Here is a 25,054-nt window from a genome sequence, read left to right on the forward strand (position 1 = left end):
CAACTTTTTTTGCAACTACTCCTTTCCGTATAGCAAAAAAGGGACGGCCGCACGAGGCAGCCGTCCCTTTCGGAACGAAGTCAGGGGTGAATCAATAGCCCGGGTTTTGCGGGAAAACCGATTTACCGTCCGCGGTTTTTGCGCTGCGGTCAATCTGCGTCTGGGGGATGGGTCTCAGCGCATGGTAAGGCTGGATGGCAGCAGCCTGCGGGTTGTATTTTTTAACCCTTTCCACCAACAGTCCCCAGCGTTTCAGGTCCAGCCAGCGGGTTTGTTCGCCGGCCAGCTCCCTTGCACGCTCCTCAATAATCGTCTCCATCGTCAAATCTTTGGCATCGATCAGCATTTTGTCCTTCTTACCTGGCCATCCCGCGCGGTATCTCACGACGTTGATCGCTTCGGCAGCTCCGGCCTTGTCACCCGATTGCAGTAATGCTTCGGCCAGCATCAGGTACACATCTGCCAGACGGACCACATAATAATCGCGGCTACCCGGCTCGTAGGTCATGTCCGGACGTTTGGAATCGAAGAACTTCTGCAATGTCGGGAAGAGCGCCTCCGAGTATTTGCTCGGCACGAGTACCTGGTACTTTTTGGTAGCGCGCACCTCCTTGGTCATTTCAAAACCAGGGATAAAAATGGCCGTATCACCGGATGCGAACGTCACTTTTGTTTTCGAATCGTCGAACGATGCAGCATTATAGGTGCCGGGGTTGTTGGAATACCAGGTGTCGCGGAATGTCTTTTTATAACGCGCGTCGTTCACGCGGTCTGCGAACACGGTGTTGAGCATGTACTCGGTCGGTCTCAGGCGTTTGAACGGACGGCCCCAGTACGTATCGCGCTTCATACCGGGCTGCACGTCGTATTGCATGCCGAAATAAAGGTGCAGGCTGTTACCGGTGCCGTTCGTCAAAGCGTCGGTCGTGTATTGCACGGCGAACACGACTTCGGAGTGGTTCTGGTTATTTTCGTCGAATACCGCCGAGAAATCGTCGAGCAGCTTGTAGCCGTATTTGGTAGACACCTCTTTCAGTAGCGCGGCCGCGTTGGTAAAGTCATCGGCCGCCTTTTCGGTGGAATAACCTTTGGCCAGATACACTTTCGCGAGCAATGCCTGTGCGTGCGGCTTCGTTGCCCGGCCGTAGTCGCTGGATTGCGCCTTGGCTTCGAGGTCGGTCACGGCTTCGCTCAGGTCTTTGATGATCGCGGCGTACATTTCTTTGTCTGTCGCACGTTTGGTTTCCTTGGTAGGAAGCAAAGTTTCGGTCAGCCGGAGGTCGACGCCGCCGTATTGCTGGTGGAGCAGGTAATAATAATGTCCGCGCAGGAATTTGGCTTCGGCCACACGCAGTTTTTTCACATTATCGGCTACGCCGGTCACACTTGCGGCACGGTCGATCACCGCATTACAGGTATTAATGCCCTTGTAAAGCTCGTCCCAGGTGGTTGCGAGGTAATCCACGGTAGGGTTCAGCTGACCGTCGTAAAAATGGAAGCCTTTGTAACCGCCATCGGCGCCGGTAGCGTAAATATCGGTACCGAACTCGCTCAATGTGAGACCCTGCTGGGTGGCATAGTAAAAGCGGAGCGAGGAATAGGCGGCTTTGACGCCGTCCTCAAAACCTTTCGGCGTATTCAGATAGTCGTTACCTACCCCGGAGATGATTTCCTCGTCGAGCACGTCCTTGCACCCCTGCCCTGCCAGCATGAATGCCGCCAGTCCGCACAACACAATCGATTTTCTTATATTTTTCATTTGTCAATATCAGTTAAAAGGAATGTAAAACCGGGTTATCAGAATTTCGCGTTCAGGCCGAAGGTGATTACCATCGTTGCAGGCGTGATGCCCGTTCCACCTGCCGCCAAACCGGTCGTTTCAGGGTCAACACCGTTGTACTTGCTGCGGTATTTGGCCCAGATTACGGGCTGCTGAATGCTCGAATACAGGCGGAGCGATTCCATTCCCAGCTTTTTAGACAATTCCGGCGTAAATGTATAGCCCACGTTCACGTTTCTCAGCTTCACGAATGTGCCATCGAAATAGGTAAGCGTGCTGCCGTAAACTGGAAATTCCTGGTTGCTTTTCGGGCGGGGGAACTCGTTGGTCGGGTTGTTCGGCGTCCAGTAATCCACCTTCATTTGCTGGTAGCGGCCAGCCAAAGCATTGTTGTTACGGTGGAATTCGCTGCGGATCAGGTTGCCGACGCGCGCAAAGAAGAAGAACGAGAGGTCAAACCCTTTGAATGCGAAACGGTTGGTGATACCGCCGCTGAAATCCGGCACATCGGAACCGATGATCTCGCGGTCGTTGGCATTGATCTTGCCGTCACCATCGATGTCTTTCAGCTTGATCTGCCCTACTTCGCTGTTCACGGCTTTGGCAGCATCCGCTTCGTTGGTTTGCCAGATACCGATCTTGCGGTAGTCGTAAACGGTGCTCAACGGACGGCCGATGAACCAGCCATTACCCACATCGTCCACTTTTCCATTATAAAGGGACAAAATAGCTTCGGTGTTTTTGGTAAATGTGAAATCGGTAGTCCACTTGAAGCCGTTGTTGGTGTTGACGTTCGTTGTGGTCAGGCCCAGTTCGATACCGCGGTTGCGCGTTTCGCCCACGTTACGGGTCACAGCGGCAAAACCGATCGACCCCGGCAGCTGGTCAGACAGCAGCAATGCAGTGGTATTGGTTTGATAAAATTCCAGTGAACCCTGAACGCGTCCGCGAACGAGGCTGAAATCCAGACCTACGTTGGATGTTGCCGAGGACTCCCACCGCAAATCGGCATTTCCGATGCGGTCCGGACGATAGCCATATGCCGGGCTTGTGTTCCAGGCGTAGCTGGTACGGCCCAGGAATGCCTGTGTTTGGTAAGGTGCCAAGCCGGTGTTACCAACTTTACCCCATCCTGCACGCACTTTCAGCAGGTCGATCCAGCTCACCCCTTTGAGGAAATCCTCATTACCGATATTCCAGCCGACGGCGATACCGGGGAAGTTACCATATTTACTGTTTTCACCGAACCGGCTCGAACCATCGCGGCGGATCGTCAGCGTAACAAGGTATTTATCGTTGTAATCGTAGTTCACACGGCCCATGTACGAGTTGATCGTCCATTCCACCAAGCCACTGCCCGGAGAGAACACCGTAGTTGCCGCACCCAGGTTGTAGAACGACTGTGCCTCCACCGGCACACCTTGCACCGACGACGAGAACACCTCCGCGCGGTCACGCTGGATCGAGTGCAGCAATGTCACGTTCAGGTTATGCTTGCCGCCGAATGTTTTGGAGTAGTTGATGATGTTTTCCAAAGTCCAGTTGAACCCGAAACCATTTGCATTGCTCGCCTGCGCATCCCCGCCTTTTCTGGCGTTGGTCATGGATCCTACGAAGCGGCCGTAACGGCTGATCGAGAAGTCGGGGCCGAAGTTGACGCGGTATTTCAAACCGGGAAGAATGCTGAACTCGGTGTAAACGCTATTGAAAATGCGGTAGCGCTTCAATTCATCGACCTGTGCCCCTTTTACCAGCTCTGCAAGCGGGTTGGTTAGCAATGCATCGTTGGTCGGGGAGAAGATGAGTTTTCCATTGTCGTCGTAGGGAACAGCTAGCGGGTTTTGGTTGATGGTCATTCCGTAGGTGTTCAGGTTTTCACCGTTACGGATGCTGTTCATCATATAGGAAGAAAGGCCCACTTTCAGCCATTTGTTCACGTTATGGTCAATGTTCGCACGGAGCGACAAACGGGTAAAATTAGCTTCCTTCACCACGCCTTTATCGCGGAAATAACCACCTGAAATGTAGAATTGGGTACGGTCATTACCACCCTGTACACCAATCGAATGGTTCTGCATGACGCCGGTTTTGATCACCAGGTCCTGCCAGTCGGTGCTGGTGCCGTTGGCGATACCTTTCGCCACATTCGGGTCACCGCCGAGTACCGCCACTTTCGCGTCCGCCTCCGCATTGATCACGCCCGTAGGGATCGCATTGCCTGCTGCATCTTTATAACCTCCCGTGGCACGATAGGCTTCCCGTACGAACTCGGCAAATTCCGGCCCGTTGAAAAGGTCAACCTTATCAAGGGCTTTCGAAACGCCCACATAACCATCGTAGCTGATGGTTGTCTTGCCTTTCTGTCCGCCGCGCTTGGTGGTCACGATCACGACGCCATTCGCGCCGCGGGAACCGTAGATCGCCGTTGCCGTAGCGTCTTTAAGTACCTCCATCGACTGGATGTCGTTCGGGTTCATGTCTTCGTAACCTCCCGCCAGCGGGATACCGTCAACTACATATAATGGATCATTACCGGCATTGAACGAACGGCGGCCGCGGATGAGGATCTTCGGCACGGTACCGGGTTTGGAACCCGACTGCGTTACGTCCACCCCCGCCGCACGGCCCTGCAGGGCCTGGCCGAGGTTGGTAATAGGCATTTCATTGATTTCTTTTGCCCCAACCGACGAAATCGCGCCCGTCAGCTGGCTTTTCTTTTGCGTACCATAACCTACCACTACCACCTCCGTCAATATCTTCTGGTCGCTTGCCAGTACGATGTCGATCACGCTTTTGGACCCGACAGGCACTTCCTGCGTGGTGAAACCCACGGCCGAAAACACGAGGATCGCGTTATCCTCCGGCACATTCAGCTTGAATGTTCCGTCCGCATCGGTGTTGGTACCGGATTTACTGCCTTTGATCACCACCGATACGCCCGGGATTACCTGGTTGTCCTCCGCGGAAGTTACTTTTCCTGAAACGGTCCTGTCGATTACCCTGATGGCCGGGTTTGATGGCCTCATTGCGAGGGCCTGCCCTGTAAACCCTGTCATCACCGCACCAGCCATTGCCCAACGCATCATACAGTGGCCAATACTTGTAAAGTTTCTTTTCATACGCCTTAATTGTTTAACCATTAATAGTTCACCATAAACTGTCAAATTGACGATCACTCGATAGAATTCCCCTTACAAATAGTTACATTTTTTCCATATATAATTACAAATATGCACAGAGTTACTTAGCGCAGATTTGTAACCAATCTGTTCAAATAGTTTATCTGGAAAGAGGCTTAGGGATGAAAGGCATTTTGGATTCTCTGAAAACAGGCCTGCTTGTACAATTCCAATAAGCCTATTTATTGTACTTAAAATACAATTTGAAAATCTGATTGAGAATAGAAATTCGGAGAGAGAATCGGAAACGATCAGGGAAGATTATTTATGCAATCGTTGTCGGGAACGTTGCCAGAATTGACTCGATCCAATAATTTATTATAAAATATTTGCACAAAGCAATACAAAAATGCCATATCCGCCGGAAACCCTCCGCCAAAATATTGTACTTAAACAATATTATCTTAGAGAATATCCCAGCAGACATGGCCGGAGATTTCGTGATGAAGGGTAATCTGACGCTTATTTGTAGTGGTCGGGATTCTCGTCCTGCCACTCGTTCACACCATCACGGATTCGGTTCCGGAAAGTGAGCGTATCCTGCGCGTAGGAAGTGGTACCGTCCTCATTTTCATATTTATAACTCAAATACAGCTTGCGGTCCTGCAACAGCCTGGGGCGGTTGAAAGTACTTGCTCCCTCGGGCTTTACTTCTACTTTCGAACCGTCGGCTTTGCTGATTTTAACGGTGTTTCCATCCAGCGTAATCTTGAACGAACCTTCCTGGTCGCTGATCTTGTTCGTCACCAGGGCATCCGGGGCGACGGTTTTGAGCTTGAAAATCTTGGCTTCCGGCGACGGGATCGTCGTGTAGTACTTCACCGTCCTGACCACCTTGCCCGAAGCGTCCTTCACTGTCGTTACGCCGCCATGCCAGTAGTTACCGAACAGCATATTCTCGTATTTGAGCGCCACCACGGCCGAACGCTTCGTGCCGATCACCGAATCGGCATCGGCGGAAGCAATGTAGAACGGAATGGCATAGCCCGCGCGGATCGTCGCGGCATCTTTCAGGAACTTCGCCGAATCTGGACGGATCACCACCGAGCCCATGTGCCCGCCTGATTTGATCACCATTTTACTATTGTCGGAAATGGTGAAATAGTCGGCCGGCATCGGTTTCAGGGTATCTACACCCGCGATAGCCTCGCGGATGTACGTCGCGCCGGATTTCATCGCCTGCAATGCGCCGGCATTCACCAATGCATTGTCCAGGACAAAATTCACGACACGGTCCTGCTTGTTCTCGCGAACGCCCGCCAGCGCCGCGCCCACCTCGATCTTCATCCCCTCGCCCACCACGAACGTACGTGCGTTGGTCTGGTACATGAAATACACTGAGGTGTAATCGAAATCCTTGATGTAGTCGTCATAGCAGGCGCTGAGGGCCAGGCTGAGGCCGAGGGCCATTGCAATAAGTTTTTTCATAGCATCAATATTTATTTCCAGGCTTGCCAGCCATCGTTCTGTACCAGGTTACTCATTCTTAGCATTTCGTCGTAAGGGATGGGCAGGAATGCGGACGTGTATGTGCGCTGCTCCACCACCTCGTCGAGCTTGTACTGGAATGTGCCGTCGGAATTGCGGGTGATCCGGGCCATTCGCACGGGCTTGTTCAGGTCGGTGAGGTTGGTCGTCCAGCGGCGCATGTCGTAGAACCGCAGGCCTTCGAAGCACGTCTCGATCCGCCTTTCGTTTTTGATAAATTCATTGAAACCGGCTTTGCCTTTCGTGGCGACTTCCGCCAGGTAAGGGTCCGTGAGAAAGCCTTTTCCGCCATCGGTGTTGTCCTTTTTGCGCAAATACTGCATGGCATCCTTGGCCGACATACCGTACTTGGCACCGTCCGGGCCTTCCACCTGGTTGGCCGCTTCGGCGAACGTGAGCAGCATATGCTCCCAGCGGATGAAGAACTTCGAATGCGGCTGACGGTTAATGGAGTTGTCCGACCAGTTGAGCCCCATGAATACCATTTTCTTGATATGGTAATTGGTACGGCTGTTCACGGCCGGGCCGGCCGCGTCCTTCGCATTCTGCCAGTTTTCGAAGGTGTACATGGATTTGTCGGTATTGATTTTCACCGCTTTGGCATTGTTGTGAAAAATCGTCGCGTAGAAGCGCGGGTCGCGGTCGGCGTAGGGGTTGGCGGGGTCGTACTTGCTGCGCGGATCGGTGATGGGGTAGCCGTTCTTCATCGGGAATGCATCCACCAGGTCCTGTGTGGCACCTACCGAGCCCGTGCCCTGGAAGCCGCCGGGATAGAACATGCGCTCCATGGCGTCATTGGCATTGTTGTACCGCGACGACCAGACGATAGACGGCGAGTTCGGATCAAACCAGTTCACGGCTTTCGTCGCGCTGAAACCGTTGGTAACGGCGTCGGTCTTCATTTTGAAATCGATCACCTCCTTGGCATTCTGCGCGGCCAGGTCCCAGCGCGTCATGTCGTTGGCCGGGTTAAAGCGCGGGCTGGCCCAGGTGAGGTACACCAGCGCCTTGATAGCCCTCGTGGTAATGCCGTCCATCCGGCCCCAGTAGCGGCCGCCGGCATAGGCGCGGTCATTGACATTCTTGACGAGGAAATCGCGGTGCGCAATGGGCAGGTATTTGTAGGCCGAATCGCAATCCGCAACGATCTGCGCCACACACTGGTCGTATGTGTTGCGGGCGAGGTTGGTTTCGGCCTTGATATCCACCGGGTCGAGCACGATCGGGAAGCCCAGCAGCTGGCCGTTGGCCATCCCGCCGAATTTTTGGAGCAAATCCCATTGAAACCATGCCCGCAATGCATATGCCTCGCCTTGCAGGCGGTTTTTCACGAGACTATCCAGATGCGCGTCCACCAAAAAGCGGGTATTGTAGCCGCGGCGGTCTTTGAGGAACAGATTAACGAGGTAAATGGAGCGGTAATTGCGGTCCCAATACGTCCTGAAAGGGTCCTGGCTCGTGGGCAATGCGCCTACTGCGAGGCGGTTCAGTGCGTGGGTGGTGCTGGTGATCACCACGTCGTCGCTGGCGCCGTCGAGGTACACGCCCTCGTTGTCGTTGTAGTTGCGGGCCATAACATCGTAGCATTGGCCCACGAGGCCCTGCACCATGTCCTGGTATTTCCAGATGTCGTCCGTGGTGCGGTTGCCGTTCGGGTATGGGTCGAGGTAGTCGACGCAGGAAGTGAATGCGAATGCGGCGACGATCAGTGACAGTATTTTTTGGATATAAATCGATTTCAAATGCATAGCGCTGGCTTTAAAATGTCAGTTTAACCCCTCCTGAAAATGTGCGGAAAAGCGGGTAAGTAGTAATGCCCGAGTTCACCGATTCCGGGTCCACGTTTTTGATCTTCGAGAAAGTGAATACATTGGCCCCGCGTACATACAGGCGCAGCCCGCGCGCGGCGATGATGTTTCCGAGGCGCATCGGCACATTGTAAGCGAGTTCCACGGTCTGGATCTTGAAAAATCCGCCGTCACGGAGCCAGAAATCCGAGGCTACGAAGTTGTTGTTCACTTTATAATAGGTAAGCCGCGGGTATTGGCCGCCCACATTTTCCTTCACGAACTCGGAGTAGTTGTTGTCGCCCCAGCCATTCCAGAAGTATTTGTTCGTGAAAGGTATCTGGTAAAAAGCGCGACCATTTCCGATGGCAGTCAGTTCGAGGTTACGGAATGCAACCCGGAGGTTCAGTGCGTAAATGAGCCTCGGAGAGCCGTAGCCGATCTGGCTCTGGTCGTTGTCGTCCACGACGCCGTCGCCGTTGCGGTCGAGGTATTTGAGGTCTCCGGCTTTCAGGTTTTCATCGTAAATCTGCGGTACTACGCTCGTCTCGGCGTCCGTGGCAAATTTGCCGAGGTAGGTTTGGCCCCAATAGGCGTCCGTGGGCTTGCCTACGCGCGTCTGGTACCCGAACCGGTAGTTGGGCTCGTCCCATTTCAGCACCTTGTTGTTCTGCACGGTGGCATTACCGCCTACCGAAACCCGGAACTCCCCTACCCGTTCCGTGTACTGCAAAGCCATTTCGAGGCCGGTATACCGGATCTTGTTGTAGTTGTACCAGGGCCGGGCCGTCGAAATGCCCACCACCAGCGGTACCGTGTTCGCGAGCTGCGAAACGATACCGTCGCGCAGGTTATTGAAATAGTTTATTTCAACCGAAAGCCTGCGTTTCAGGAACAAGCCGTCAATCCCTATATTGAATTCCCTGCGCTTTTCCCACGAGAGATCGGGGTTGCCAATGCGGCTGGGCGTGGTTCGGTACACCGAGTTGTCGGTATTGCTGCCGAACCATTGGCCCGTGGAATAAGGCCCGAATGCGGAACCGGTGGAATTGACGCCCCAGCGGTCGAGATAGTAGAATGGCGGCAGGAAGCTTTCATAGCCGATGGTACCGGCCTCCGCCCTGATTTTGAGATAATCAATGGCTTTTACGCCCTTCAAAAATCCTTCCTCCGAAATCACCCAGCTCACACCTGCCGCGGGGAACATCGCGTAGCGCTTGCCCTTATCGAAGCTGTAAGTACCGGCATAATTAAGCACGCCCTGGAACACGTAGCGGTCTTTGAATGTGTAAATACCGTTGAAAACCGCATTCTGCTGGCGCTGGGGCTCCTCGATGCCGTTCCGCGTCGACTTACCGAGGTAGTAGGTCATCCCGGCCTGGATGCTGTGGGCATCCCAGCTTTTTTCGTAGCTCAGGTTTTCATACACGACAAACCGCTGCGAATAGTAGTCGTGGAGCTTCGCCTGCCCGGCCATATCCACGCCGTCATGTACTTTGGAAAGGCGGATCGTGTCGGCGCCGGCGTCGGTTTTGCCCGGTGTCACGATGTAGGCGATGTAGTCTTCGGCCTTACCGATACGGATGCTGTTGAACAAGTTAAAACCGGCATAGGTAGTCGATTTGAGACCTGGAACGATCTCTTTCAAATCGTAATCGAAGGTAATGTTCGATGCGCCCGTGCGGCCCGTTTCGGTATAGTATCCATTGTGCATGAGGTTACCGATGGGGTTGGTTTTGTAATTGGAACTTACCCCGTACCAAGGCGCCACCGGGTTGTCGGCGAAGGCGGCATATACCGGGAATGCGATCGGCGGCGTATTGGTCATGTCGTTGATCACCGTATTGAATTCCACGAGGTCGAGCGCCGTGTTGGTATTGCCGTCGTCGCTCGTGAAGTTGGAATTGTAGCCGTAGTTGGGCGAACGGCGCAGGGTAAGTCCGCCAAAAAAGTCGAATTTGACCTTGATCAGCGGATTGATTTTAATATCGATATTCGAGCGGACATTAATGCGGTTGTAATCCGACTTCGCACCGATTTTGTAAATATCCCCTTCCCCATTATAGCCCAGGTATGCATTGTACTGCACCGTTTCGTTACCGCCTGTCGACGAGAGATTTACGCGGGTAAATGGCTTCGTGTTTTTGAGCATCAGCGCCCGGTAATCCACGCTCGGCCGGTAGAGGTTGTAAGGATCGTTTTTGGCATAGGCGGCAATGTCGTTCTCATTGTAAAGCGGCGACAGGAAGCTGTTGCCCCGGGCCACGTTGTTCAGCTGCGCATATTCCGCGCCGGAAGCCCAGCCGGGAAACCGGTCGACGATGCTCACGCCCTGTTCGGCATTCACGCTCATAACGCGCTCGTTCACCTTTCCTCTTTTTGTTTTAATGTAAATAATGCCGTCGGCACCCCGCGGGCCCAGCATCGCTTTGCCTACAATGTCCTTAATGATCGTCACGGACTCTATTTCCTGCGGGTCGATGGGCATTTCGGTAATGTCGGTCGGCACGTCGTCGATGATGAAAATCGGGCTGCGGCCGCGTGTGGCGATTCCGATCTTTTCGGTGATCCTGAAATTCCCGATCTCTTCCTCGGCGGTAAGGCCCGGTGAGCCGTCGCGCTCCACCACTTCGAGGCCATTCACGAGCCCGGCGAATGTGTTGCGGAGATCGTTGGTAGGATATTTTTCCAAATCGGAAACTTTCACCGTCACGTAGCTTCCCGTGGCGAGTCGTTTTGGGATACTCATAAAAGGCATGGGAACCGCGTCGTCCGGCGTGGCGAAAAGCTTGGCCTTTTTGAGTTCCACCACACTATTGGCAGCGATATCGCCCACCAGCGAAACCGATTTGCTATATCCGTACGACGACACCGTCACAAAATCCTCCGGCAATGCTTCGAAATCGAAGTCGCCGTTCGCATTGGTTTCGGCGTGGATCTGCCCCTCGCCTACCACCACGGAGGCATTCGGGATGGGGTTGCCGTTTTCGTCGGTCACTTTCAGGCTTACATTCACCGGCTTTGGTTTTTTGGCCGGCATGTCCTGGGCCAGCGCACCGGGCCCGCACAGGAGGCAAAGCATTATCATTCCGATAACCGCCTGCCCGATATAATGCATTGTTTTATTCGTCATGGATTGGGAGCGTAAGGTTACCAGACTTCGTTAGGGACGAAATTTTTCATTTTGTACATATCCTCCGTGTTGAACGGCAGGTAGTACATCGCATCTTTCCAGCGCGCCTGGCGGTCGGCCGAGAGGGGCATGCGGGTGTACCGGTAACCGGTCGGGTAAGTGGTGCTCACGGGCACTTTCTCCACGTTCATGCGGTACAGCGTGCCACTCATAATGCCCGGCGCGTCTTTCCAGCGGCGGATATCGTGGTAATAGTGGCCGCCCTCGAAGCAGAGCTCGATGGTGCGTTCATTCTTGATGCGTTCGCGGAGCTTGTCCTTCGAAGACGCGTATGCGGCCAGCACGTTCGGCATTCCCGCACGTGTACGGATGCGGTTGAGCGCCTGCAAGGCCGTCATGGATGCGCCCGGCGCAGAGCCGTTCGGGCCGTAGGCTTCGTTGGCGGCTTCGGCGTAGTTGAGGTACAGCTCCCCGAGGCGGATCAGCGGATCGGTGTATTGCGGCGTCGTTTTGTTGTTGACGCTCTGCTCGCCCCAGGTCTTGCGCTCGTAGTAGCCCGTGCGCGTAATGCCTGCATACGACTGGTCGAGGAGCTGGCCGTAAATGGCCGCGCCGTCCTTCGTTTCGTAGTAGATTTTGGCATTGCCGTAACCTGGCACCGGTGCGGTATTGTAGATAATGTCAATGTAAAAACGCGGGTCGCGGTCTTTGTACGGGTCCTGTTCGCTGTAATGCCCTGCTTTCATGGCGGCCTGGCGGTCGGCATCGGTGTTCAGCGGCTCGCCCCATTTCGTTTCGAATTTATCGACGGTATTCTGCGTAGGGCATTCACCAGACCAGCCGGTTTTCCCCCCACCGAATACGCCGTTCATCTGGCCATTCAGGTCACCGTTGTTATAAGCTTTCGTTCCGGCGTACCAGGCCCACAGCTGCTCGTTGGAATAGGTGGTACCAATGTAATTTTTCTTGTAATCATCGAGCGAAAGCAGGTCGTAGCCGTATTGCTGGGCTATTTGAATAGCTTCCCAGTTAGCCTGCGCAGCCGCCTGCCAGTCGGCAATGCCCTGCTCGTTGTTCAATGGGCTGGCGGCATACAGCAATGCCCGCGCCTTGAATGCCTTGGCGGCTACGCCGGTCGGACGCTTTTGCTCAGGGTTATTCAAATGCCCCGTCACGCCGGGCCCGGGGTCGCGGCGCATGAGGTCGGCCTTCTCGAAATACGAAGCGGCCGTGTCCATATCCATCGCGATGCGGATGAGCGTTTCGCGCTTCGACAGCCGCGGAATGTCCCACTCGTCGTCCTGGTCCATGACCGACGTCAGGTAAGGCATCGCGCCCCAGAGCCTGAAGAGCTCGAAATGTGCAAAAGCGCGGATGAAATGCGCCTGGCCCTTGAAATCGTTGATATCCACCGGGCTGGCATCTTTCAGCATCCCGATGTTTTTCAAGGAGGTGTTGCATTTACGGATAATGTAGAACATCGAACCCAGGATCGGGCGGCGCTGCGGGTCGTAGGTCATTTTATTGATAATCGCCGAAATTTGCCCGGCTTTGATCACCTGCGCATCCATTACCCGGCCCATATCGCTCATATCCGTGAGCGCTTCGAGGGTATATTTCTGGTCCCAGAAGTCGAAATACAGCGAATAGGCATTTTTGATATTGTAGGCACGCCAGGTGGTACCGTCCAGCCGGTTGCCCTCATAGATATCATCGAAGTACTTTTTGAAATTCTCGTATTTGGAAAAAACGTCGTCAGGCGTAAGCCCCGACTCCGGTGCCTTGTCGAGATAATCTTCCACGCACGAGCCCAGCAGCAGGACGAGCAGCACCGGTATGCATAATATCGTAATGAATCTTTTCATCATGAGTTGGTTAGGATTAGAATGCAGCCCTGATGGCAAATTTCACGGTCGTCATTTGCGGGTAGAAACCCTGGTTGAAATCTTTCCGCTCGGGATCGCCTTCGATGAGCTTCGTGAATGTCCAGAGGTTATTGCCGGTCACGAAAAACACGAGGTTCGAGGTCCCGATCACACGCCGCAGGAACTTGGAATTGAAGGTGTATGAAGCGTACACTTCTCTCAATCTCAGATAATTGGAGTTTCGCCAGAACCGGTTTTCGATCATGATATCGAAGCCGCGGTCGGCCTCGCCGCCACCCCAGAAGAGGTTGTCGGTACTGCCGCCGCCCGAGTAATGCAGGGTAGCGTGGTTCGCGCCGGGGTTCGCAGGCGTCCAGTAATCGAGCTGCGATGCGTGCACGCGCCAGTCGCCTTTGATAAACTCCACTTCATAAGGCTGGTTGAACTCTACATATTTGCCTACATTCCCCTGGAACATGAAGTTGAAATCAAACTTTTTCCACGTAAAACCCGCTGAGAACGAATAGGTAATCGGCGGATAGTCGGAGCCGGGGATCGGGTATTTGTCTAGATTGGTCACCTTGCCGTCGCCATTGTAGTCGAGGAATTTGTAATCTCCGACATTCAGCTTTTGCAAATCAATGGCCGATACATTGTTATGAATATCATCCACGGAAGTATAGTAGCCGGTGCCCGTCAGCTCCACTCCGCTCAGCTGCGCGCCCAGTGGTTTGCCGGCCGCTTTCTGGTAATCGAATGCATACGGGAGGTCGTCTTTGAACAGGATGCGGTTCTCATTGAAGCCGAAAAGCCCTTTGACAAAATAGCCGAGGCCGGAAGCGGTATTGTTGCGGTACTCCATTTCGAGCTCTATACCGTGTTTTTTCAGTCGGCCGAGGTTGAGCTCTTTGAATGAATTACCCACGAGCATGGTGACACTCTGCGGCACGAGCAGCATTTTCTGGCGGTGCTCGTCGAACAGGTCCACGCCGAATGTGAATTTATCGTTCCAAAGCCCCAGCTCGATCCCGAAGTCGCGCTTGCGGGCTTCCTCCCATTGCGAAACGAGGTTCGGGCCAAGGTCTTCGTGGATATAGCCGGCATTATCCTTGAAAAATTCGCTCAGGTACAGCCAGCGGTTATCAGCAATGTCGCTACCCACTTTTCCGTCGGAATAGCGCAGTTTCAGCTTGCTGATCCAGGAAATGCGGTCTTTGAAAAACTTTTCTTCCGACACCACCCAGCCCACGGCTCCCGACGGGAAAAACCCGTAACGCTTGCCCGGCGCGAAACGCTCCGAACCGGTATAACCCACGTTCAGTTCGAGCAGGTATTTGTTGGCATAATCGTAGGTAGCACGGCTTACGAGCCCCTGGTTATAGTAGGGAAATTCCGTCGTTTTGTCCTTCTGCTGGCGATTCACGAGCACGAGCCCCGTCACACTATGCTTGCCGAACGCCCGGTTATAGCTCGTCGAGAGTTCGTAGTAGAAGTCTTTGTAATAATCATTTTCCAGTTCACCTACATTGATATCCAATGGCGGCTGCTGGAACACCTCGTTGCCCTGCCCGGCGCGGAACCAGGGGTTTTCCTCGGTGCCGATCTTGTCGTAATTCAGCTGGTATTCAGGGAACGAATAGCTGGCCGTGAGCGAGCGGTTACGGTAATAGGTGCTCATCGACACCTTTCCTTTTACCGAAAGGCCCTTCGTAATGCCATCCAGTTTCTGGTCGAGAATGAGGTCGGTGAATAGCTTCGAATCCAGGTACCGGTTAAAGGATCCCTGGTTCATGGAAGTGTAGGGATTGCCGGTAAATTCCCCGAAGTTCATTGCGAGGCGGTCGCCCGTGTCGTTGGGGTAATCCGGATCGGGCACCTGCGCGAGCACCCAGGCCGGGAAATAGGCCGGGTAGCGCGATGGCCCCGTGGAATACAAATTCCGCCAGGGCGAGGTGCTGGGCTGGTTCTTGACGCCGGTTTCACCACCCACATTGAGCGTCAGCGTCGTGCTGCGCGTGAGGTTAAAATCGATGTTTGTGCGGTAGTTGAAGCGATTGTACCAATAGCGGGTATCGTTATAACCATTGTGGTAAGCCTTGAAAAAATCGCCCTGGTAAGCGTAGCCGAGGGAAGCAAAATACTTGACAAAATTGGTCCCGCCCGACACGTTAAAATTCGCATTCGCATTGGTAGCGAACGGCTTGGTCATGATATCGAACCAGTTTACGTCGGGATAACGGAGGCTGTTCAGCGGCGTCGACGGGCTTTTGTATTCGTTCAATGCATTCTGCGGAATGAGGTCCGTGAATTGCTGACCGTTCATCAACGCCTGGTTGTACATCGACATCGTCTGGTAGGAACTGATATGGTCGGGAATGCGCGTGGCTTTGGCCAGACCATAGGAGCCCGTAAAGTCCAGTTTCGGCTTTCCGATCGTACCACGTTTGGTCGTGACGATAATCACCCCGTTCGCCCCTTTTGCCCCAAAAACGGCCGTGGCCGAAGCGTCTTTCAATACGGAGATCGTGGCGATCTCGTTCGGGTCCATATCACGGAAATCGCGCTCCACACCGTCCACCATTACCAATGGCTGCGAGCCGTTCCAGCTAGAAAGCCCGCGGATAATGATCTCCGAATGGTCGCTGCCGGGCTCGCCGCTCTGCTGCATCGTGAGCACGCCCGAGAGCTTTCCCGCGAGCGCATTCGTGATGTTGGAGGTACCCGAGCGCATAAGGGCCTTGTTGTCCACCTGCGCAATGGCGCCCACAACGCTCTCCTTGCGCTGCGTGCCGTACCCCACTACCACCACCTCTTCCAATGCCTTGTTTTCCGGGATCAGCTTCACATCCACCGTTCGGCGACCGGCTACCTGCACCTCCTGCGAAATGTATCCGATATAACTGAATACCAGTATGGAAGCATTATTGGTGGTCGTGATTTTATACCGCCCTTCCGTATCCGTCGAGAGGCCGTTGAGCGTGCCTTTCTCCACGACGTTCACACCGGGCAGCCCGATGCCGTTTTCGTCGACCACCATGCCCGTCACCGTTGCCTGCAACGAGGCAATGGCATTGTCCATCACCTGTTGCAGCCTGCGGGCGTGGTAGGCTTCCATCGAGCCGATCATGGCTTCCGGCTGGCTGCTGGCCGAGGTTTTGAGCACGGGCATGCCGTTCAATACCTCGGTAACGGCGTGTTTACGGGCATTCGAAACGTAGATCGTCTCATTCACCCGGTTGAAACTCAGGCTCGTTTCCTGCGAAATATGCCGCAGGAGCTTCCCCACGCTCGCCTGTGGGAAGCTCAGGTCGACCTTTTTGTCGCGGACGAGCCGCTGGTCGTACTGAAAATTGAAATTGGTCTTGTCATTGATCACCACAAAGGCATCTTCCAGCGGCACGTTGTGCAGATCGATGGAAATGTAGATTTTCTCAATGCTTTGCTCCTGCGCCTTGCCGTCGGAAGCTGACAGCAAACCCGCAAAAATGCATTGCAAAACCGTACCGATAACCGCATACCTAGACATCGCTACAATTTGTCGTAGTAGTTTATATTGCATATTTTTGATCGTTTTTGAATTTCACGTTCATGACACGTGACCTCTCCCGTTCCTGATTGAGCGCCAACTCTTAGCACAGGGAAGTCACACGGACCGGTAATCAGCAATGGTTACCGGTTCTTTTTTTAGCTGGTATCTGACGACATCATTTTTTCGGTTAATGAAGGTTTACGGTGTTGTTATGGATCTTGTAGGAAAACCGGTTGGGGTAGCTCATCACGCCAAGGACGTAGTCGAGCGGCTTGTCCTGGAACTTGCCGCTGAACCGCCAGTCGGCGTCCAGGCGCATGCCCGGCGCCACTTCGAACTGCACGCCGTACCAGCGTTCAAGCCGGATTAGGGTTGATTTGAAATCGGCTTTCTGGAAGTAGAGCATGCCGTCCTTCCAGCCGATCTGCTCTTTTTCGTCGTAAGTGCTTACAATGAGCTCGCCCGCCTCCTGCTGGAAAGTCGCCATTTCACTTTTGGTGAGAAAAACGCAGGCATTCTGGTCTACCGACCCGATTTTAGCATTCACTTTCACTTTCCCTTCCACCACTGCCACCTGCACGGCCTTGTTTTCGGGATAGGCGCGGATATTGAAGGAAGTGCCGAGGACTTTGGTCACCACGTCGCCCGTCGTGATCACGAACGGGGCTTTTTCATTTCTTTTTACATCAAAAAACGCCTCGCCGGTGAGGGTAACCTTGCGGACATTGGCCGCAAATGTTTCGGGATAGGAGATCGCGGAGCCCGCGTTGAGCATCACGCGGGTGCCGTCGGGCAGGACGAGCTTGCGTTGCTGGCCGTTTGCGGCCTTATGCTCCACCGGCACAGAAACCACGGCCGGCACATCGCGACCGGCCAGGTAGCGGTTCATGAAAAAGAATGCACCTGCCACCACGCACGCAGCCGCGGTAAGCCGGAAAACCCAGCCCAGACTAATGCGCCGGCGCGGTTGTTCTTCCGCTTTGGCGCCACCCGATTCGGCCATCGACGATTCGAGACGCTTCCATTGCTGCTCGATGTCGTACGTCGGGACGGGCCTGCCCTGAAAATCCAGGGCGTGAACGATTTTCCGGGCTTTTTCGATCTCGGTGTGGCGGGAGGGGTTGGCGAGGAGCCATTTTTCCCACCAGTGATCATTTTCGGGGGCGGTACCATTCAGCCACGCACGAAAATCGTCGTCGAGGACGAAATCCTTGTAGCCAAACCGGTCGTATTTGTGCGCTTCCAATAGGATAATATTTATTCTTTACTTTGATAAAGCCAGAATAAATACGGAGTGACCCTCGACCAGTGAATTTTTTTATAAAAATTTTTACATAAACTTTATAAGAACTTCTACACCCTCTCCCGCCACGCTTCCTGAAGCGAGCAACGAAAGGTAAACGCCCAAAACGAACGGCACATCTTTGCCTTGTGGGGCGAGTTCTTCGTTCAATGCGTCGAGGGCTTTGTAGATGAGTTTGTAAACGGCACGTGTGGAAATATTCATGATCAGCGCGATCTCTCCGAACGACTGGTCATTGTAAAACCGCAGGTATAATGCCTCTTTCTGCCGCGCAGGCAGGTTCATGATTGCATTTTGCAGGGACGATACGCTTTCTTTGAGCGTCTGGTCATGGATCATTTTCATCTCTACCGACAACTCCACATGAAATACCGAATCGTCGTCGTCGAGCGCGACGGTGAGCGGGTTGGATTTCACCCGTTTGAGAATGAGCCTGCGGAGCGACGCCAGCAGGTAATTGCGGATCGAATCGGAGTTGCCCAGGAATGCTTTTCGTTCCCAGATGTTCATGAAAAGGATCTGAATGCAGTCTTTCACTTCCTCGTCGTCCTTGTTAAAACGCAGCCCATAGTTCAGCAGCGACGGGTAATACAACTTGAATATCTGCTCGAATGCCTCGCCGCTACCGGCCCGCAGCGCATTCCAGAGGGGCGCTTCGCCGGAAGGTACCGCCGGGGCGGCCCGGCGCAGTTTTTCGTCAGTCAGGTTGATACGCGCTTCCATGATCGCTGAGATGGCTAAATTAGGTTTAGGGATGTCACCGGCGTGTCACCGCGCAATGATTTCTAGGTGACGCAGTTATTGCCGGTTACCCTTAAAAAAGTCAACATTTTTCAGGAAATAATAAAATCAGCGAGGGTGCGCGGGCATCAGGAAATGCCCAGTATGACATAAAAAATGAACAGTATAAATGTTACCGACATGAGGATCAGGATGATATTCCCGGCTGAGAGCCCGGCACCCCGGTTTTCACGGGGCTTTTTTTTTGAATCACGATCGCCCATAATGTCGAGCGAGCTCATGATCCGGCCCCAGATCGAGTTGACTTCCTGATTGGAAAGGCTGTCGGGTTTCCAGTCGGAGGCGATCAGCACGAGCTCGCGTGCTTTGGCCACCGTATCTTTCTGTGCGGGGTATTTCAGTATCCAGTTTTCCCAAAAGGAGCGGATGGGAGGATCATCCGGAAACCGTACCCATCTTATGAAGAGGTTTTCCATCGCCAACTCCTCAGCCGATAACTCTGAAAACGGTTTCATTGAATCTTAGTAGATTGATTTTTACAGCCTATGACATTAAAATCCGGATTTGAAACAGCTCCGGCATTATATGTTTGTTAAGCTTTTTGTTTAAAAAAGTAGGCGTTTGCGGGTTTATACTCAATTTTCGGAGCGTTAAGAAATAATTTCAAAAATAGCCATCCTGTACTATGGGGTACCCCGAAATTTCGAATATGCGCAGGCTTAGTGACTTAATCTCATTGCAACTATGTACCTTTGCGGCAAATTTTAGGATGATATAGTACGAAAACAGATACAATGACCTCGCATCAAATACGTCAGGCTTTTCTTGATTTTTTCCGCAGTAAAGAGCATTTAATAGTACCCTCGGCGCCGTTGGTGGCCAAGAACGACCCCACGCTGATGTTCAACAACTCGGGGATGGCGCAGTTCAAGGACTTTTTCCTCGGCAACGGCACGCCCCCGTCCCGCCGGATCGCCGATACCCAGAAGTGCCTGCGCGTGTCGGGAAAGCATAACGACCTCGAAGATGTCGGTTTCGATACCTATCACCACACGATGTTTGAAATGCTTGGCAACTGGTCGTTTGGCGATTATTTCAAAAAAGAAGCCATCGCATGGGCGTGGGAATTGCTGACGGAGGTCTACAAGCTGCCGAAAGACAGGCTGTATGTATCTGTATTTGAAGGAAATGAAGCCGACGGCGTACCTTTCGACCAGGAGGCCTGGGACCTCTGGAAAGGCATTGTGGGCGAAGAGCGCATTATCCTGGGTAACAAGAAGGACAATTTCTGGGAAATGGGCGATACCGGCCCATGCGGCCCTTGTTCCGAAATCCATATCGACCTGCGCTCGCCGGCCGAGGTAGCCGAAGTGTCGGGCAAATCGCTCGTGAACAACGATCACCCGCAGGTGGTGGAGATCTGGAACCTGGTATTCATGCAGTTCGAGCGCAAGGCCGACGGCTCGCTGATCCCGCTCCCGTCGACGCACGTCGATACCGGAATGGGCTTTGAGCGCCTTTGCATGGCTATCCAGCAAAAAACATCGAACTACGACACCGACGTTTTCCAGAATACTATTCAAGTACTGGAAACGCTTTCGGGCAAAAAATACGGGCAGAACGACGAACCGTTTGCCGACATCGCGATGCGCGTCATTTCCGACCACATCCGCGCCGTGTCGTTCGCCATCACCGACGGTCAGCTGCCTTCGAATGTGAAAGCGGGTTATGTGATCCGCCGCATCCTGCGCCGCGCGGTGCGTTACGGCTATTCGTACCTGGGCCTGCAAGAGCCGTTTTTCCACAAACTGGTACCGGTGCTGGCCGAGCAGTTCAAGGATGTATTTACAGAATTGAAAGACCAGGAAGAATTTGTGACACGTGTGATCCTGGAAGAAGAAAAAAGCTTCCTGCGCACACTGGAATCGGGCTTGAAAAGGCTTGATACCATTATTACCGGGCTGAAAGAAAGCGGCCTCAACACCATTCCGGGCGACGAAGTGTTCGAACTTAGCGACACATTCGGCTTCCCGGTTGACCTTACCGCACTGATCGCCCGCGAAAAAAGCTTCCAGATCGACGAGGCGGGCTTCCAGGATGCATTGGCCGAACAGAAAAAACGCTCCCGCCAGGATGCCGCCAAAGAAGCGACTGACTGGATCGAGCTGCGCGAGTCGGATGGTGTGGAATTCCTCGGTTACGATTTCGAAGAAACCCACAGCCACATTGTCAAATACCGCAAGGTGAAAACCAAAACCGGCGAAGAATACCACATTGTCCTGGACCGCACGCCTTTCTATGCTGAAATGGGTGGTCAGGTAGGTGATACCGGCGTTTTGATTTTGGGTAGTAAGGAAGATGGAGGAAAGAGGATTTCGATTGTCGATACTAAAAAAGAGAATGATCTTTTCGTTCATGTTTCGCGTGATAAAGACCTTGACCAGGCGTTATCGGAAGCGGGCATTATCACCGCGAAGATCGATATCGGCCGTCGCAATAAAATTAAATCGAACCACACGGCTACGCACCTGATGCTCTCGTCCATGCGGGAGGTATTGGGTACGCACGTGAGCCAGAAGGGTTCGTTCCTGAACGACGAAGTGCTGCGTTTCGACTTTGCGCATTTCTCGAAAGTGACAGATGAGGAACTGCAAAAGATCGAAGACCGCGTGAACGAGAAGATCCGCGAGAACATCGCATTGGACGAACGCCGCAATGTACCGATCCAGCAAGCACTGGATGCCGGCGCGACGGCTACTTTCGGTGAAAAATATGGTGATTTCGTACGGCTGATCATCTTCGATCCGAAATTCTCCTTCGAGCTTTGCGGGGGTACGCACGTACCTTCTACGGGCGAGATCGGCGTGTTCAAATTCATTTCCGAAGGTTCGGTTTCAGCCGGTGTACGCCGCGTGGAAGCCGTTACCGGAGAGAAAGCATTGGAACTGATGCGCCAGCAGGAGGAAACCCTGAACAAAATCAAAGACCTGCTGAAAGGACCGACCGATCTCATCAAAGCGGTTGAAAACCTGATCGAAGAGCGCTCGGCATTGCAGAAGAAGATCGCCGCGCTGGAAAACGAGAAGATCCAGGCATTGAAAGCGACATTGATCGAAAACATGGAAACTCACAGCACGTTCAACCTGATCGTGCAGAAAGTGGACGTACCAGGCGCCGATTCATTGAAACAGCTTTCCTACGAGCTCCGTGAGCAGGTAGAAAACCTGATCGCCGTGTTCGGTGCGGAAATCGGCGGTAAGCCGCAGCTTTCGGTGTTCATCGCGGAAAGCATCGTGGCGGAAACCGACCTCAATGCAGGCAAGATCGTGAAAGACCTCGCGAAGGAAATCCGCGGCGGCGGCGGCGGACAACCGTTCTTCGCCACGGCCGGCGGCTCCGATGCAAGCGGACTGGACGCGGCGCTCGAAAAAGCCAAAGGGCTGTTTTAACAGAACATTACTACTAGTCACCTGATAGCAGAAGAGCGGCGTCCTCACGGAGCCGCTCTTTCTTTTCCGGGTGCACCGGGTGCTTAAAATCAGTGGGTTATTCCTCAGCTTTGAGCTGGCCTCTGATCTCTCCGTTCGGGTATTTCGCCGTATGGATATTGACGTAGTACAAACCGGCTTTGAGATCGGCGACCTGCGCCTCGGTGAGGGTATCGACAAACGCGAACGGCGTTTTGAAATCGGTACCAAAGTCGATCACAACGGAGCCTGTCGAGTCAGGCGAAGCCTTGTGGATATGCCATGCTGTGGGGGTAAAAACCGAGTCGGCCGAAGCGGAATCGGAAGCAGCGGAGTCGCTGTACATAATGTTGAGGCTCAAAATCCTCGTCTCCTGATCCAATGTACCATCTACTGAACCGGTCGCTGTTGATGGATTAGCGGGCACTTCGTTTGCACCGGAAAGGGTCGTGGACACTTTCAGCTCGGGCAACACGGGAGTCGGGTCTGTCGTATCGTCGTCATCATTACAACCTGCCACCATCGCGGCGATCACAAACACACCCATGAATGCTAATTTTCTCATAATGCTTCGTTTTGGTAAATAAATTGGTTTGACCGCCGCAAGGTTAAATTATGGTACCCTTCAAATCCATTTACCAAGAAACAACTCATTTACAGCTTTTTACAAAACTTATTCAAAAATCCACACCTGGGGAAAAGACCTACCCTTTGCTGAATATTACAACAATTTCAACGCATTCACCGGCTTCTGGCCCTGCCGGGAATGGAACTTCCACCGGTTATGCGACCACAGCCAGAGCTCCGGCTGCCGCTCGATAGTGGTTTCCAGCGCTTTGTAATAATGCTCCATAATGCCCGCCTCCCCCAGTTCGCCGGGTTGCTCGGTAATGAGCCGGAACCGGAAATGGTACGTATTGCGCCGCGTCCGGGTCACATCCAGGTATACGACGGCACAGTTGCGCTGGACTGCAATCCGCGCCGCGCCCGACTGGATGAACGTCTTCCGGTTCATGAAATTCAGATAATACTTCCCCGACTCCGGCGGCCGCTGGTCGGCGATGGTCACGAAAATGGCCGGCGAGCCTTCCTCCCACCCCAATGCCTTCCGGTACCATTCCGATTTCGGTACCATCACCACTCCGAAACGGCTCCGCAGTCTCAGCAGCCACGCATTGAGCCATTTGCTCGATACCGGGGTGTAGGCGGCCAGTACCTGGCAATCCGTTTGCAGCGGCAGCGATAGCAGGTATTCCCAGCTTCCATAATGTGAAGCCATCAGCATGACACTTTTCTTATCCTGTAAAAGCCTGTCTATCAGCTGTGTGTTCTCATAGTACACCAGGCTGCCAAGGCCGCCGTGAGGCATTTTGCGGATCAGGAAAGGCTCTACGATAAGGTCTGCCAGGTGGCGGAAATAGCCCGTTACCATTTGCCGCAATTCCTTCTCCGAGCGGGTCGGGAAGCAGCGGGCCATGTTGACGAGCACCATGTTCCGCCGGTAGGGCCACAGTCCAACCAGGACCCAGAAAATCAGGTCGGACAAAGAACGCCAGCCCCAGAGGGCCAGCCTGAACCGGAGCGCCTGCATCAGAACAAGAATTGTACGCCGGCATTAAACCCTACAAACAAGCCCTGGAAGTCTTTGGAAGTGTTGTTCTTCCAAATGTAATGCTTCACGAAATCGTAGTCGTGCTCGCGCCCGTACGACACGTAGTTGAGCGTAGGCCCGGCAAATGCTTCGAAGCGATCGGCGAATTTCAATGCAGGAAGCACGCGGAGCGAATTTTTGAAATAGCTGCCCCCGTCGAAATCGGTGAGCGTGTGGCTGACGGCTTCGAGGTTCAGCCGGAAACTTCTCGCGAGCGCTATATGCGCGCCCAGGCCACCCTCGGCCGCGTACATTGGTTCGGGATTGTCTTTGAGATTATACCCTACCCCGGCGATCCCGTAGAGTACACGTCCACCCGAGCGGAACGACACAATGCCCGTCATCGTCTCGTCGATCGTCACCGCTACGGATTTCTCGCCGTTTTTGATAAAGTTGAACAGCGCGATTGGGTAATCGCTGCTGTCGGCGATGTTGATGAAGCCAGCCAGCTGGATCCCTTTCACCTTTTTGGCAACGTTGGCGAAACCGGCAATCTGGGCGTTGGCTTCTTCGGCCCGGTTGAGAAAACCTGCCACCTGCGCACCTTTGGCATTTTTGCGGGCAATATTGGCAAACCCCGCCACCTGGGCGGCACCCGACGCATCGGCCAGGTTGAGGAAGCCGGCTACCTGCGCACCCCGCGCTTCGGCCCCGGCAATGTTGGCAAAACCCGCCAGCTGGGCCCCCGCAGCACCTCCGCGGGTAACATTCGCGACTCCCGCCAGCTGCGCCCCGCTTGCCGAACCGCCGATGACGTTGGCCACTCCCGCCATTTGCACGCCGCTTACATTTTGCTTCACCACGTTGGCCACCCCGGCAATGGACGCACCGGTTTCGGCTTTGGAAAGACCTGCGATGACGTGTAGTGAAAAGCGGTTCGTGATGGACGCAGCCTGTTTTCCATTGGAACTGATGGGGTAGATAAACCCGAAATGGACGATCGCCGTGCTGTCGCGCTGCGCGAAAACGCGGGTGGAGAATGCGATCAGTAGTATGCTGATGATGAATAGTCTCGATGTATCAGAAAGCAAATTTTTCATGGGTAATGCATTTAAATAGGATTGCGATAATGCATACGCTCCCGTTTTTGCTTGCAGGCCTTCAAGTGTACCGGTTGTAATCCGTATGCAT

Annotated in this window: 14 protein-coding genes; 1 reads left to right on the forward strand and 13 read right to left on the reverse strand. The window is 53.6% G+C overall.

Annotated features, from left to right (window positions below):
- Positions 1-91 precede the first annotated feature (91 nt).
- The 10 genes from H144_RS0122780 to H144_RS0122825 form a co-directional block, all read right to left on the reverse strand.
- On the reverse strand, positions 92-1,759 hold the full coding sequence (locus H144_RS0122780; protein WP_019944428.1) for a RagB/SusD family nutrient uptake outer membrane protein: 1,668 nt from the start codon (positions 1,757-1,759) through the stop codon (positions 92-94).
- 38 nt (positions 1,760-1,797) lie between these two features.
- On the reverse strand, positions 1,798-4,851 hold the full coding sequence (locus H144_RS0122785; RefSeq protein ID WP_019944429.1) for a SusC/RagA family TonB-linked outer membrane protein: 3,054 nt from the start codon (positions 4,849-4,851) through the stop codon (positions 1,798-1,800).
- A gap of 570 nt (positions 4,852-5,421) precedes the next feature.
- Positions 5,422-6,387, reverse strand: a complete 966-nt coding sequence (locus H144_RS0122790) for a DUF1735 domain-containing protein (protein ID WP_019944430.1) — start codon at positions 6,385-6,387, stop codon at positions 5,422-5,424.
- A gap of 11 nt (positions 6,388-6,398) precedes the next feature.
- On the reverse strand, positions 6,399-8,195 hold the full coding sequence (locus H144_RS0122795) for a RagB/SusD family nutrient uptake outer membrane protein (RefSeq protein WP_019944431.1): 1,797 nt from the start codon (positions 8,193-8,195) through the stop codon (positions 6,399-6,401).
- 10 nt (positions 8,196-8,205) lie between these two features.
- Positions 8,206-11,367, reverse strand: a complete 3,162-nt coding sequence (locus H144_RS0122800) for a SusC/RagA family TonB-linked outer membrane protein (protein WP_051100155.1) — start codon at positions 11,365-11,367, stop codon at positions 8,206-8,208.
- 17 nt (positions 11,368-11,384) lie between these two features.
- Positions 11,385-13,235, reverse strand: a complete 1,851-nt coding sequence (locus tag H144_RS0122805) for a RagB/SusD family nutrient uptake outer membrane protein (RefSeq protein ID WP_019944433.1) — start codon at positions 13,233-13,235, stop codon at positions 11,385-11,387.
- A 13-nt stretch (positions 13,236-13,248) separates the two neighbouring features.
- Positions 13,249-16,758 carry a SusC/RagA family TonB-linked outer membrane protein gene (locus H144_RS0122810; protein ID WP_019944434.1) on the reverse strand — a complete coding sequence of 1,170 codons (3,510 nt, stop codon included), beginning with the start codon at positions 16,756-16,758 and terminating at the stop codon, positions 13,249-13,251.
- Positions 16,759-16,948: 190 nt separating this feature from the next.
- The gene (locus H144_RS0122815) at positions 16,949-18,007 is read right to left on the reverse strand and encodes a FecR family protein (protein ID WP_019944435.1); all 1,059 of its coding nucleotides are present in this window, start codon (positions 18,005-18,007) and stop codon (positions 16,949-16,951) included.
- 84 nt (positions 18,008-18,091) lie between these two features.
- Entirely contained in the window at positions 18,092-18,787 is a 696-nt protein-coding gene (locus tag H144_RS0122820; protein ID WP_019944436.1) for an RNA polymerase sigma factor, read from the reverse strand.
- A 146-nt stretch (positions 18,788-18,933) separates the two neighbouring features.
- Entirely contained in the window at positions 18,934-19,320 is a 387-nt protein-coding gene (locus H144_RS0122825; RefSeq protein ID WP_033403031.1) for a hypothetical protein, read from the reverse strand.
- A gap of 279 nt (positions 19,321-19,599) precedes the next feature.
- Between H144_RS0122825 and alaS the strand changes: the two genes are divergently transcribed.
- Positions 19,600-22,254: an alanine--tRNA ligase gene (gene alaS / locus H144_RS0122830; protein ID WP_019944438.1), complete on the forward strand. Its 2,655-nt coding sequence runs from the start codon at positions 19,600-19,602 to the stop codon at positions 22,252-22,254.
- A gap of 97 nt (positions 22,255-22,351) precedes the next feature.
- Here the strand turns inward: alaS and H144_RS0122835 are convergent, their stop codons facing one another.
- The 3 genes from H144_RS0122835 to H144_RS0122845 form a co-directional block, all read right to left on the reverse strand.
- Positions 22,352-22,837: a CHRD domain-containing protein gene (locus H144_RS0122835; RefSeq protein WP_019944439.1), complete on the reverse strand. Its 486-nt coding sequence runs from the start codon at positions 22,835-22,837 to the stop codon at positions 22,352-22,354.
- Positions 22,838-22,993: 156 nt separating this feature from the next.
- Entirely contained in the window at positions 22,994-23,863 is an 870-nt protein-coding gene (locus H144_RS0122840) for a lysophospholipid acyltransferase family protein (protein ID WP_019944440.1), read from the reverse strand.
- Entirely contained in the window at positions 23,863-24,963 is a 1,101-nt protein-coding gene (locus H144_RS0122845) for a hypothetical protein (RefSeq protein WP_019944441.1), read from the reverse strand. Before H144_RS0122845 ends, H144_RS0122840 begins: the two co-directional genes overlap by 1 nt.
- Positions 24,964-25,054: the final 91 nt, after the last annotated feature.

It is taken from the genome of Dyadobacter beijingensis DSM 21582, assembly GCF_000382205.1.
Classification (GTDB): Bacteria; Bacteroidota; Bacteroidia; order Cytophagales; family Spirosomataceae; genus Dyadobacter; species Dyadobacter beijingensis.

Excerpts from the sequence above, each read along its gene's own strand:
- H144_RS0122780 (WP_019944428.1), bottom strand. The coding sequence starts at position 1,759 with ATGAAAAATATAAGAAAATCGATTGTGTTGTGCGGACTGGCGGCATTC.
- H144_RS0122785 (WP_019944429.1), bottom strand. The coding sequence starts at position 4,851 with ATGGCTGGTGCGGTGATGACAGGGTTTACAGGGCAGGCCCTCGCAATG.
- H144_RS0122790 (WP_019944430.1), bottom strand. The coding sequence starts at position 6,387 with ATGAAAAAACTTATTGCAATGGCCCTCGGCCTCAGCCTGGCCCTCAGC.
- H144_RS0122795 (WP_019944431.1), bottom strand. The coding sequence starts at position 8,195 with ATGCATTTGAAATCGATTTATATCCAAAAAATACTGTCACTGATCGTC.
- H144_RS0122800 (WP_051100155.1), bottom strand. The coding sequence starts at position 11,367 with ATGACGAATAAAACAATGCATTATATCGGGCAGGCGGTTATCGGAATG.
- H144_RS0122805 (WP_019944433.1), bottom strand. The coding sequence starts at position 13,235 with ATGATGAAAAGATTCATTACGATATTATGCATACCGGTGCTGCTCGTC.
- H144_RS0122810 (WP_019944434.1), bottom strand. The coding sequence starts at position 16,758 with ATGTCTAGGTATGCGGTTATCGGTACGGTTTTGCAATGCATTTTTGCG.
- H144_RS0122820 (WP_019944436.1), bottom strand. The coding sequence starts at position 18,787 with ATGGAAGCGCGTATCAACCTGACTGACGAAAAACTGCGCCGGGCCGCC.
- H144_RS0122825 (WP_033403031.1), bottom strand. The coding sequence starts at position 19,320 with ATGAAACCGTTTTCAGAGTTATCGGCTGAGGAGTTGGCGATGGAAAAC.
- alaS (WP_019944438.1), top strand. The coding sequence starts at position 19,600 with ATGACCTCGCATCAAATACGTCAGGCTTTTCTTGATTTTTTCCGCAGT.
- H144_RS0122835 (WP_019944439.1), bottom strand. The coding sequence starts at position 22,837 with ATGAGAAAATTAGCATTCATGGGTGTGTTTGTGATCGCCGCGATGGTG.
- H144_RS0122840 (WP_019944440.1), bottom strand. The coding sequence starts at position 23,863 with ATGCAGGCGCTCCGGTTCAGGCTGGCCCTCTGGGGCTGGCGTTCTTTG.
- H144_RS0122845 (WP_019944441.1), bottom strand. The coding sequence starts at position 24,963 with ATGAAAAATTTGCTTTCTGATACATCGAGACTATTCATCATCAGCATA.